Origin of the sequence: Aquimarina litoralis (assembly GCF_019295435.1) — a bacterium.
GTDB classification, from domain to species: Bacteria; Bacteroidota; Bacteroidia; order Flavobacteriales; family Flavobacteriaceae; genus Aquimarina; species Aquimarina litoralis_A.
In genome coordinates this window covers 1-12,651 of sequence record NZ_WEKL01000047.1, presented here as the reverse complement: position 1 = coordinate 12,651, position 12,651 = coordinate 1, and the positions used below count along the sequence as shown (strand labels likewise).

The following is a 12,651-nucleotide window of genomic DNA, read 5'->3' as shown; positions in this document are numbered from 1 at the left end:
ACCGAGAATGACGAATTGCGAAATTCATAAAAATTCCTTTGGCTATGATTTGTTTTGCATAGCAACATATTGAGAAGGAGAAGTACTGGTAAGTTTTTTAAAAACACGATTAAATGTCGCTTTGCTATTAAAACCACATTCATAAGCGATACCTAAAAGTGAAAGTTGTTGTTGTTTTCCTTCTTTCAGCATGTCCTGAACCGCCTTAACTCTATAAGAGTTTATAAAATCATTAAAGTTTTTTTCAAACGCAGAATTAATAGTATCGGATAAAACAGGAGCCGGCATTTTAAGCATTTTGGAGAGTTCTGTTAAATTAAGATCTGGATTGAGAAAAGGTTTTTTATCTACCATAAACCCTTCAATTCTTTTTTTACTCTTAATTAAATCTTCGCTTAATTCATTAGGGATATCTGCAATGTCTTCTTTTACCGCTACAGAAAAGTTAAGATTATTTAGTTTGTTAGTATCCGTAAAATAGCCTTTTATACCTATATATATAATAGCCACAGCAGTAAAAAAATGATACCACCATCTTTGAGTCCAATGTAGGTCTGTAATAACAGAACCAATTACTCCTTGAAAAACACTATACAGAAATAAAAAAGAATAAATAAAAAGGAAATTACGTATCCAATTAAGTTCTAAAGAATATGTGTTGGAAAAGAAATGTTGTATTTTTTTTCGATAGATATAATATAGTTGAATTGTAAATGCTAGGTATAATAACATTTGTAGGTTCTCCACAATACCAATTAGCGGGCTTACATATTTTTCATCTAAGAAAACCTTTAGATATCCATTTTGCGTTTCAGAGAACCCAGGAAGTGAGGCATCATAAATAAAGATTGAGATTCTATAGACTACATATATAGTAACAGGAATAAAATGTATTAGATCTTTTTTACGAAATTTAAAATTAGAAGTTGTGATTGATTTTACGTAGAAATAAAGTAGCGGACCAATGGCTAATGACAATGCAATAAGCCAATAATTAATTTTTGTATTCCGATATGTATCATACCAATCCATAAAACCAATGGTATAAGTAGTTCTATGGTATCCAGTAATAAAAATTAGCACTGATAAAATAAGTGCTGAGATATATTTTTTCTTAAAATATCTAACCAACAAAAGTGAGGCAAAAATAAATGCTTGCAATACCAATATTAACAAAGGTGTACTGTAAATATTGAATGAAGGGAATTCTAATGGTATTGGAATTGGCATAATGCTAATTTAATTATTTCATAGAATTATTTTTATTTTTTTTTGAAATTAAAATACTGTTCCTTTGATGATATTTTTATAAAAATGGCCAATTTAAAAGCGTGGATCTCTGCAGCTAGACTTCGTACCTTACCTTTATCTATTTCTGGAATAATCGTAGGATCTTCTATGTTTAATAACGAGATCGTGAATATTAATATTTCCTCAGAATTTAAAATGGGATTAGGAGGTGAGCTTTCGTTATTTTTGGAGACTTCTATTTTTTGGTTGGCAATTGCTACTACCTTAGGACTCCAAATTTTATCAAATTTTGCTAATGATTATGGTGATGGAGTAAAAGGAACAGATAATGATGATAGAGTTGGCCCGCAAAGGGCTTTACAAAGTGGTGCAATTACTAAGAATGAAATGTTCAGAGGTATTGTTATTACGTCTATTATCACTTTGTTATTAGCAATTTATTTAATTTATGTTTCTTTTGGGCAAGCCTATTTTTTCTATTCTATTTTCTTTCTTTTACTAGGTATTGCTGCTATCATTGCTGCTATCAAATATACTATGGGAAATACAGCCTATGGATATAAAGGGCTAGGGGATGTTTTTGTTTTTATATTCTTTGGTTTGGTGAGTGTTGTAGGATGTTACTTTTTGTTTACCAAACATTTAAATTGTTTGGTTTTTTTACCAGCCATTACTATTGGTTTATTAAGCTCTGCAGTTCTTAATCTAAATAATTTAAGAGATCATGATAGCGATAAAAAAGTTGGTAAAAATACTTTGGTCGTAAAACTAGGCATTCATAATGCTAAGAAGTACCATTACTTTCTGTTGTTAGGAGCTATGAGTTCAATGATGATTTTTCTTCTTTTTACTTACCAGAATTATGATGATTTACTATTCTTAGTTGCTTTTATTCCTCTATTTATACATTTTTTTAAAGTAATTAAAACCAAAAACACTAAAGATCTAGACCCAGAATTGAAGAAAGTAGCATTGTCCACTTTTTTACTAGCGATACTATTTAGTTTAGGTCAGATTTTATAACTTTCAAATCCTAATTTAAAACCGCACGCAATGAAAATTACATTTTACGGGCAGAACACTTTGTTATTAGAAATAAATGGAAGCAAAGTTCTCGTAGATCCTTTTATATCTGGAAATCCTTTATCTAAAGATAAAGTAAGTATTGATGAATTAACGGTGGATTATATTCTATTGACTCATGCACATCAAGATCATACATTGGATGCTGAAGCTATTGCCAAAAATAGTAATGCTACCATCGTTTCAAACTATGAAATTGCCATGTATTACCAAGCAAAAGGTATAGAGGTGCATCCTATGAATCATGGTGGTACATGGAAGTTTGATTTTGGAAAGGTAAAATATGTAAATGCAATTCATACGAGTAGTTTTCCAGATGGAACTTATGGCGGACAACCAGGAGGATTTGTAATTGAAGGTGAATATAAAAATGTCTATATCGCGGGAGATACCGCTTTGACGATGGATATGAAACTAATTCCTTTGTTTACTAAATTGGATTTAGCAATACTACCGATTGGGGATAACTTTACTATGGGTATAGATGAAGCTATTGTAGCAAGTGATTTTGTTGAATGTGATAAAGTTTTAGGGGTACATTATGATACTTTTGGATATATAGAAATTGATCACAAAGAGGCGAAAAATAAATTTTCAGCAAAAAATAAAGATCTTATCCTATTAAATGTTGGTAAGAGCCTTGAACTATAATGGAAGCAACGTATCATAAGCATATTTTAGAATTTAAACGACCTAGCGGTACTTCTAGGGGAATCTTAAGAATAAAGGAGACTTGGTTTATTGTCATTACATCCAATAATAAGAAAGGAATTGGAGAGTGTGGAATATTAAGGACACTTAGTATTGATGATCGTCCTGATTATGAAGAGAAGTTAAAATGGACCTGTGAAAATATTCATTTAGGTGTTGAGTTATTATGGAATGAACTGAAAGAGTTTCCAAGTATTCAATTTGGAGTAGAAATGGCTTTTAAGTCATTAGAAAGTGACGCTCCATTTTTACTATTTCCCTCTAAATTCACAGAAGGAAACGATAGTATACCGATTAATGGATTGATTTGGATGGGAGAGAAGGAATTCATGAAAAACCAGATTATAGATAAATTGGATCAAGGTTTTGATTGTATTAAGATGAAAATCGGTGCTATTGATTTTAAGGCAGAATTAGCACTATTGGCATATATAAGATCCCAGTTTTCCAAAGAAATTATTGAACTTAGAGTAGATGCCAATGGTGCCTTTTCCACAGATGAAGCCTTGGAAAAATTAAAACAGCTTAGTTACTATGATCTTCATAGTATAGAACAGCCTATTAAGCAAGGACAATCATTAGTAATGAGAGAGCTTTGCAATAAGACACCTTTACCTATTGCGTTGGATGAGGAATTAATTGGAATTTTTGATGTAACAGAAAAGAAAAAAATACTACTAACTATACAACCTCAGTATATCATTTTAAAACCAAGTTTAATAGGAGGCTTTAAAGGAACACAGGAATGGATTGATATTGCAGAGGAATTAAATATCGGTTGGTGGATTACCAGTGCTTTGGAAAGTAATATAGGATTAAACGCTATAGCACAATATACCTATATGTTACAAAGCAATATGCCACAAGGACTTGGCACAGGAAGTTTATATACGAACAATATAGAAGCTCCTGTAGTAGTAGAAAATGGAACACTCAGTTATAAGCCAAATCAAAAATGGGTAGTTCCATATTTAGATGTAACAAATTAGAATACAATGTATATAGAACAAGCTTTAAATGGAAAAAACGAATGGTGGAAATATCTAATAGGTCTGGTATTAACATTTATTGGTTGGCAGGTAATTGGTGTAATACCATTAATTGGAGTAGCATTTACCAAAATAGAGAGTTTAAAGGAGTTCGAAGTCGCGGCAGAAAACAATTTTGCGGATATAGGTATAGACAAAAATCTTTTTTTAATACTTGTGATTTTGAGTTTTGCAATGGGCTTAGTTGCGTTGTTATTTGCTGTTAAGAATTTGCACCGACAAAGTATTAAGAGCTTAACGACTTCTCGAAATAAGGTAGATTGGAATAGAATTTTCTTTTGCTTTTTTCTTTTGGTTGGGATTAATGTAGTACTGTTTGCGATTAGTTATTTTACGGAAAGTGAAATTTATACATGGAATTTTAAATTGGTTCCTTTCTTAATCCTATTCCTTATCTCAGTACTATTATTACCTTTACAAACCAGTTTTGAAGAATATTTATTTAGAGGATATTTGATGCAAGGATTGGGAGTTTTGAGTAAAACTAAATGGTTTCCACTCTTATTTACATCCGTTACTTTTGGTCTATTACATGGTTTAAATCCAGAAGTAGCCAAATTAGGAAACATTATGATGGTCTTTTATATTGGAACGGGACTATTATTAGGAGTAATGACATTGATGGATGATGGAATGGAATTAGCTCTTGGTTTTCATGCAGCTAATAATATAATTGCAGCAATTCTAATAACTACAGATTGGAGTGCTTTTCAAACTGATGCTCTTTTTATAGATACTTCAGAACCATCAGCTGGATTAGATATTATATTGCCCATAGCAATTCAGTATCCTTTAATWATTTTAATCTTAGCTAAAAAATATAAATGGTCTGGTTGGAAAGATAAATTATTTGGAAAGGTGGAGCCTGCAATTCAATTAGAAGAATAATAACAAAATCATAATACTTTATTTACCTAATCATAACTTATAGCTATGTAAGAAAATTGAAATTTGGATATGCAAACAGAAGATACTTTTTCTACTCCAAAAATACATGAAAATTTCAGTATTAATAGACAGAATCTTGATCATTCAGGATTGCAACATATTGCCTATAATTTTATTAAAGAAGGAGAGTTCTATGAGCAAGAAGTAGGAAGTTTTTTGTTAGATTGGTTAAATGGGAAAGACCATATTGTTGTGCAAACATCAGGTTCTACAGGAAAACCTAAAGAAATCAAAATATACAAGCAACATATGGTAAATAGTGCATTAGCAACAGGATCTTTTTTTAAGGTTAAAGAAGGAACTACAGCGCTATTATGCGTACCAGCAACCTATATTGCCGGGAAAATGATGTTAGTAAGGGCAATGGTTTTAGGTTGGAAAATTGATTTAGTGCCTCCTAAAACTAATCCTTTGGATACTGTATACAAACAATACGATTTTTGTGCGATGGTACCACTGCAATTAGACAATTCGATAAATCGATTACATCTTATTAAAAAATTAATAGTAGGAGGAGGAACAGTTCCTGAAAATTTAAAAGAATTAGTACAAGGAATCAAAATAAAGATTTTTGAAACCTATGGGATGACCGAAACTATTACTCATATTGCAGCAAGAAGAGTTAATCCGAAAAAGAAAGACAAAAAGGATGCTAAATATTTTAAGGCTTTAMCTAATATAACTTTAGGAAAAGACGAACGAAATTGTCTAATCATTAAAGCGCCGCAACTTAATGATAATACTATTGTAACAAATGATGTGGTAGAGTTAAAAACATATAAGAAGTTTTTATGGAAAGGTAGATTTGACAATGTCATTAATAGTGGTGGTATTAAGTTATATCCAGAGGAAATAGAGACTAAATTACAATTGTTGATAGGACATCGTTTTTTTATTGCAGGAATTCCTGATGACCAACTTGGTGATAAATTGGTTTTGGTTATAGAACAAGATTATGATAAAAGTGTGAAAGAAAGTTTGCAAGAAGCAATGAGACAATTAGAAATTTTATCTAAATACGAAACTCCAAAGGATATATTCTTTCTACCACAATTTATAGAAACTGATAATGGTAAGGTTCAACGCTCTAAGACGTTGGAATTAGTTACAAGCAAACTTTCCTAATTAGTAAGATGTTTTCCCTTTTCAAAAACACTACTTCCCTCAAATTAGATTGTAAACAGACCGATTAGAAGGTAGTTTTATTTCATAATCAAAAGAAATCAATTATGAAATCACTACATTATTTTATGATATTATTCCTTATGATAGGAATATCAAATGCACAAGAGTTAACTATAATCGGCACAGTAACTGATAAAGATACTGGTGATCCCATTCCTGGAGTAAATATAGTAGTTATGGGAACTTCTAAAGGAACAAATACAGATTTTGATGGTCACTACACCATAAATGCAAATGTAAATGATGCACTAGAATTTTCGTATATAGGTTATATAAAGGAAAAGATAACTATAGAAGAAGGGAATTCTGTTATAGATGTAAAGATGATGGAAGATACTGCAACATTAGAAGAAGTAGTGGTTCTTGGTTATGGTGCAGAAAAAAGATCTTATTCTACTGGAAATAGAACTATTTCCAAAGCAAAAAGAAGAAGAAAAAATAGGCGAAGTAAGAAAACGAATAAGCTATCCGGCAGCATTGCTGGTGTTCAAGTAAATCGTAGTTCAGGAATTGCGAATGGAAATTCGTCGGTAATTATTCGTGGAGCCAGTTCAGTTTCATCTTCGAGTCAACCTTTATACATTATTGATGGTACTCCTGTAGACCAAAAAGATATTGCCTTGGTGCAAAATATGGATCCAAATAAGATTTCTAGTATCAACGTTTTAAAAGATAAAAGCGCAACATCTTTATACGGATCAAAAGCAAAACATGGATGTATTGTCATTACAACGCATAAGGGAAATTATAAAATAAATAGTAATGAATCCTATGAGGAAATAGTTGAGAATAATTTTGAAAAAGTAATAACTTCTCCTTTGTCAACCTTTTCTATAGATGTTGATAAAGCCGCGTATAGCAATGTAAGAAGAATGATTAATAATGGTCAGCAAATTCCTGCAGATGCCGTAAAAATAGAGGAGATGATTAATTATTTTGATTATGATTATAAACAACCAACTGGAGATCATCCTTTTGCAATTCATACGGAACATGGAACTACACCTTGGAATCAAGATACTCAATTGGTCAAGATTGGTTTAAAGGGAAAAGAAATTCCACGTGACCAGATTCCAGCTTCCAACTTAGTGTTTTTATTAGATGTTTCTGGTTCCATGAATTCTCCAAATAAGTTGCCTTTGTTAAAAAGAGCATTTAAATTATTGGTAAATCAACTACGAGAAAAAGATAAGGTATCTATTGTGGTATATGCAGGCGCTGCGGGAATGGTATTAAAACCTACTTCTGGAGCTCATAAAGATGAAATTAATCAAGCATTATATAATTTAGAAGCTGGCGGTTCTACAGCTGGTGGAGCAGGAATACAATTGGCTTACAAGATTGCACAGGAAAATTTTATAAAGAATGGAAACAATCGTGTAATTCTAGCTACAGATGGTGATTTTAATGTGGGAATGAGTAGTGATAAAGACATGAAGACATTAATTAAAGAAAAACGTAAATCTGGTGTTTTTCTAACTTGTCTTGGTTTTGGAATGGGAAATTATAAGGATAGTAAGTTAGAAACCCTAGCAGACAAAGGGAATGGAAATCATGCCTATATTGATACTATGCAGGAAGCACAAAGAGTACTTGGAAAAGAATTTGGAGGAACGCTATACACAATTGCAAAAGATGTCAAAATCCAAGTAGAGTTTAATCCATCAAAAGTTCAGGCATATAGATTAATAGGTTATGAAAATAGATTATTAAACGACGAGGACTTTGTTGATGATACCAAAGATGCTGGAGAATTAGGAAGTGGACATACAGTTACAGCTTTATATGAAGTAATACCAGTAGGAGTTCAAAGTAAATTTGTCAATAAAATACCAGATTTAAAGTATACCAATACAAAGATAAATGAGAACTATGGAGAGGAGCTTTTAACTGTAAAATTTAGATATAAAAAACCGCAAGGAAGCAAAAGTATCGAACTAGTACATGTGTTAAATATGAATAAGAAACAAGTTTCAAAAGATTTTAATTTTGCAGCTTCAGTAGCTTGGTTTGGAATGAAAATTCGAAAATCAAAATACTTGATGAATGATAATATTAACGATATTATTTCTTTAGCTAAAGAAAATAAATCTTCAGATTCTCAAGGATATAGGGCAGAATTCGTTCGATTAATGAATAGTCATCAGGCTCTATAATAAACGTTGAATTAAATAAGCTTGAAAGAGACATTTGCAAAGCATTGCAGGTGTCTCTTTTTTGTAATACTTTTATTCCATACTAACGAACCACACAAATGAAAAAACAACTCACTCTTATCTTATTACTATTTATAAGCAATTTACAAGCACAAATTCTTTCAGAACGGGATAGGGCAGAGGTTGTAGATCAAGTTCTCGCTGATCGTTTTAATAGGCTGCTACCAGAATTGATGGACCGTACAGGTCTTGATATGTGGGTTTTAATATCTAGAGAATATAATGAAGATCCCGTTTTGCGAACTATGTTACCAGCCAAATGGCTAAATGCCAGGCGTAGAACGATTCTTGTATTTTATAGAGATAAAAAGAATAATACCATAGAACAATTAGCAGTTGCCAGATATAATGTAGGGAAATATATCGATTCTGCTTGGGATAAAGAAAAAGAACCTGATCAATGGAAAGCATTGGTAGATATCATTAAAAATAGAAACCCAGAAAAAATAGGGTTAAATTATTCCACGCACTTTGGTATCGTTGATGGAATTGTAAAAACAGATTATGAAGAATTTATGCAAGTTCTTCCTGAAGATTATAAATCTAAAATTACTTCTGCAGAAAAATTAGCAATTGCATGGATTGAGACACGTACTGAGCAGGAAATGGAAATTTATAAAGAATTGGTTCAGATTACTCATGATATTATTGCAGAAGCATTTAGTACTGAGGTCATAAAACCAGGAACCACTACTACCGATGATGTAGTTTGGTGGTTTAGGCAAAAAGCTACTGATATGGGATTAGATACTTGGTTTCATCCTACAGTAGATATACAGCGAATGGATGAACCTTTGGAAAGTCACATTGTTTCTTTTTCAAACAGACCTAATGACAAAATTATAAAACAAGGAGATCTTATCCATTGTGATTTTGGAATAACCTATTTGCGATTAAATACAGATTGTCAACAGCATGCATATATATTGAAGAATGGAGAAATGAAACCTCCGGAGTTTTTGATAAAGGCTTTTGCAGATGGAAATAGAGTACAGGATATTTTAACTGGAAATTTCAAAACAGGTAAGACGGGAAATCAGATTTTGTTAGCATCCTTAGAGCAAGGTAAATCTGAAGGATTTAAACCTTCAATTTATACACATCCTTTAGGATTATACGGGCATTCTTCTGGTCCAACTATTGGTATGTGGGACTCACAAGGAGGAGTTCCTGTCAATGGGGATTATCCGTTATTAGAAAATACAGTATATGCTATAGAGTTAAATACGACCGTAAACATTCCTGAATGGAATAAGGATATTAGAATTATGCTAGAAGAAGCTGGTTTTTGGGGATCAAAAGGTTTTAGATATGTCAATAAAAGACAAACTGAGTTAATAACTATTCCAAGAAGATAATAAAATACTTTCACAGTTTCGTTTTCTGAATACTTATTAAAAATTAGAGAGAGCTGATTTATCAACTCTCTCCTGCTAACCATTATATTTGCAGATACCCCACAACTTCTTTTAGGTGTTGTAATAACATTTTTTATAGATCATTCTCATTAAAGGATGTGCAATTAGCAATATCAAACTGTAATTGGGCATATGGAATTATTTTTTCCTCTTCCCAAGGTATAAGATTAAATCTTGCTTTAGTACCACCAATTTGCCTAGCTGTAAATGTTGCAAAATCTCCTATTTGATTATGATCGATTTCGAATCTAAAACGATCACTATTATCCAAGTGAGGTTTTATATAACTATAAAGATTAGGGTTTGCAATGATTCTTTTTGGTTGCCATCCGCTTAAAACGTGTTCTCCTAGATACAATCCAGGGCTAAAACCATTCAATAGCACCCAAACTTTAACTGTTATAGTAGGGTTTCCTTGATCAAAAAAACCTGATTCAAAATTTATTTCGATTGTATAGCATTCATCAGCTACATAAGATGCACTTTTTTCTAAATCTTGCTGATTTTCTTTTACGATATCATTGATATCTTCTTTTTCACATGATATCATAATCATCAAAAGAAATAGGAGTGAAGTGAATATTTTTATTGTTTTCATCTATCTATTTTTATTGTTTAGATACTAGGACGTAATCTTCTCAAAGCCATTATATTTAGCTTTTATGGACAAATTGGATTACAATCATCACCAGGTCCACCATCATCATCATTACCATTTCCGCCAGGTCTTCTTACAGTCCTTCCATCTCCCCATTTTCTTGCCTCTGGATTTACAACCCAAATGCGTAACCCTCTGCTGGCAAATTCATTTCGTTCAAATTGAGTACGAAGACGTAAAGTGATTACATCTTGACCTTGCGCATTTACATATTGAACACGATCAGAACCTCGATATGTCCCAATAATATTATGACCTGTAGTTGTTCTAATATCTACATATGCATTGTCTTCAAAATTACTTCCGACAATCCATATACAATAATTGTCATCACATCCTGCTCCAGCTCGAGAAATTCTTGGAGTTCCATCTCTAGTAACAATTGCAGCATTATATCTTCCTAAAAACAGGTTATAATTAGGGCAATTACCTAGTGTTAAATATTCTTCTACAACAAAACCTTCCGGAATTCCCTCTATAGAGCATACAATTCTAAAGTCAGAATTGTTTTTTTCTAGGGATTGTGTGTCGATTTGTTCGTCTAAAATTAGATTTTCTTCTAGTAATTGATCTTCTTCTGGTTGGCAACTAATAATACCAACAACTAGTAAAATTAGAAGAAGCTTATTTAAAAGATTTTTCATGATAGTTTTAATAATATTGTTAATAAATGACTTGTGTTTCTGCCGGCATGAATACAAGGGTAAAACTATCTTCAAATCTTAGAATTTAAAAATAAAGCAACATCAAATTTATAAATTTACTTGAGTAGTGTTTGTTTTAAAATTTTGATTAATAGTTTCTTAGTACTATTAGTGAATTTTAAACATATAGAATTTAAAATCAAAAGATGGGAATAAAAAAAGAGAGTTCGTTTTAAGAACTCTCTTTTAACTTTTAGGATTATTGACAACCTGTTGGGAGATACTTATCATCTCCTGATGAGGTACAATTCCAATCTTGAATTGGTATATTTCCTCCTTTAATTTTACTTTGCTTGGATTTAGTAATCCTTTTAAACATAAATAAATCTAGGTTGTTCTTCATTTTATAAAATTTTATAATTCTATTTCTTCTGATGTCCCATCAGGATAAGTAACAGTAGCTTTGTTATCGCAAGTACCATCGCCATAATCGATAGAAGCACTTAGTGTATTTTTAGTCATTACTAATATGCCACTAGTTATATATCCACAACTAAAAGTTCCTTCTAATGTTGGATCAGTTGCTAGAGAATAACTATCACTTCCTAAAGTAACGATCCAGCTTCCTCCAATTGTATAAGAAGCATCTCCAGTACCAAATCCACTAATAGTATATGTTTTTGTTCCTTGTTCAGAGGCAGTAGTTCCGTCTGCTAAAGTAATTGATAGGTCAGAAGTTACTGTATATACAAAATTACCAGCATCAGTATCTATTGAATAGGTAGTACTCTTACTTCCATTTATAGAATTCCCCGCATAACTTAAATTATCAAATGTAATGGTAGTACTTACTGTATTATTTTCTGTAACTACTGAAACATTGATAGCACCACTAATTGTTTCACCATCTTCATTAGTACAATCTGTAAATGTGAGCGTATAACCAGTATCTGTAATGCTAAAATCAGCACATCCAGGTTTTCCTAATTTTGAAGATAGTTCACTATTGGATCTATTCATAGAAATATTATCTAATGTCAGATCATCAATAAAATTAGATATTTTTTCAACCTCCAGGCTTTTCATTACATCCTCTTGTGTAATATCTAGAGATGAGGTGTCATTATTATCATCGTCGCTACAACTTACCACAAATAGTCCGACCATAATCGCAATGACAACTACTTTAAATTTTAAAAATGTTTTGTTCATTATTGATATAATTTTTGAGTTATCTGATTACTATAACATAAGAAATCACAATTTTAGTATAATTTGTTTAAACTTTCTGAATGGCTATAAGTGTTTAAATAACTAACAAAACAATTAAATAATAAATATTTCTTCTTTGTTTAATGATTATTCCATTGAATCACATTTATCATTTGTATTTTACCTGAAAAATGAAAACGTGTATTCGCGGATCCCTGCGGATCTGCACCTATTACGATAGGACTGTTATTCTGTCTCACTCCACCTATTATCGTA

The 12,651-nt window shown here is 31.6% G+C and carries 12 protein-coding genes; 7 read left to right on the top strand and 5 right to left on the bottom strand.

All coding sequences use genetic code 11. The features are described 5' to 3' along the window. Positions 1-42: 42 nt before the first annotated feature. A complete protein-coding gene (locus tag GBO31_RS19220; protein ID WP_219010094.1) occupies positions 43-1,230 on the bottom strand; it encodes a helix-turn-helix domain-containing protein in 1,188 nt (395 codons plus the stop codon). Positions 1,231-1,314: 84 nt separating this feature from the next. On the opposite strand from GBO31_RS19220, the gene menA reads away from it, so the two are divergent. The 7 genes from menA to GBO31_RS19185 all read left to right on the top strand — a co-directional run bounded on the left by menA (position 1,315) and on the right by GBO31_RS19185 (position 9,801). Further along, on the top strand, positions 1,315-2,274 hold the full coding sequence (gene menA / locus GBO31_RS19215; RefSeq protein ID WP_219010093.1) for a 1,4-dihydroxy-2-naphthoate octaprenyltransferase: 960 nt from the start codon (positions 1,315-1,317) through the stop codon (positions 2,272-2,274). 30 nt (positions 2,275-2,304) lie between these two features. Beyond that, positions 2,305-2,985, top strand: a complete 681-nt coding sequence (locus tag GBO31_RS19210; RefSeq protein ID WP_219010092.1) for a metal-dependent hydrolase — start codon at positions 2,305-2,307, stop codon at positions 2,983-2,985. Continuing rightward, entirely contained in the window at positions 2,985-4,034 is a 1,050-nt protein-coding gene (locus GBO31_RS19205; RefSeq protein WP_219010091.1) for an o-succinylbenzoate synthase, read from the top strand. The genes GBO31_RS19210 and GBO31_RS19205 overlap by 1 nt, the downstream gene beginning before the upstream one ends. Before the next feature lie 6 nt (positions 4,035-4,040). After that, complete coding sequence (locus GBO31_RS19200) at positions 4,041-4,982, top strand: CPBP family intramembrane glutamic endopeptidase (RefSeq protein ID WP_219010090.1); 942 nt, start codon at positions 4,041-4,043, stop codon at positions 4,980-4,982. Positions 4,983-5,051: 69 nt separating this feature from the next. Further along, positions 5,052-6,167 (top strand): AMP-binding protein, encoded by a 1,116-nt coding sequence (locus tag GBO31_RS19195; protein ID WP_219010089.1) that lies wholly within the window; start codon positions 5,052-5,054, stop codon positions 6,165-6,167. Between the two features lie 104 nt (positions 6,168-6,271). After that, a complete protein-coding gene (locus tag GBO31_RS19190) occupies positions 6,272-8,383 on the top strand; it encodes a VWA domain-containing protein (protein WP_219010088.1) in 2,112 nt (703 codons plus the stop codon). 98 nt (positions 8,384-8,481) lie between these two features. Further along, entirely contained in the window at positions 8,482-9,801 is a 1,320-nt protein-coding gene (locus GBO31_RS19185; protein ID WP_219010087.1) for a M24 family metallopeptidase, read from the top strand. A 133-nt stretch (positions 9,802-9,934) separates the two neighbouring features. Here the strand turns inward: GBO31_RS19185 and GBO31_RS19180 are convergent, their stop codons facing one another. The 4 genes from GBO31_RS19180 to GBO31_RS19165 all read right to left on the bottom strand — a co-directional run bounded on the left by GBO31_RS19180 (position 9,935) and on the right by GBO31_RS19165 (position 12,375). Further along, positions 9,935-10,459, bottom strand: coding sequence for a hypothetical protein (locus GBO31_RS19180; RefSeq protein ID WP_219010086.1), 525 nt, complete (start codon positions 10,457-10,459; stop codon positions 9,935-9,937). Positions 10,460-10,521: 62 nt separating this feature from the next. Beyond that, positions 10,522-11,163 carry a hypothetical protein gene (locus tag GBO31_RS19175; RefSeq protein WP_219010085.1) on the bottom strand — a complete coding sequence of 214 codons (642 nt, stop codon included), beginning with the start codon at positions 11,161-11,163 and terminating at the stop codon, positions 10,522-10,524. Positions 11,164-11,422: 259 nt separating this feature from the next. Then, positions 11,423-11,566 carry a pilin gene (locus GBO31_RS19170; protein ID WP_219010084.1) on the bottom strand — a complete coding sequence of 48 codons (144 nt, stop codon included), beginning with the start codon at positions 11,564-11,566 and terminating at the stop codon, positions 11,423-11,425. A gap of 11 nt (positions 11,567-11,577) precedes the next feature. Next, positions 11,578-12,375, bottom strand: coding sequence for a hypothetical protein (locus tag GBO31_RS19165; protein ID WP_219010083.1), 798 nt, complete (start codon positions 12,373-12,375; stop codon positions 11,578-11,580). Positions 12,376-12,651 lie beyond the last annotated feature (276 nt).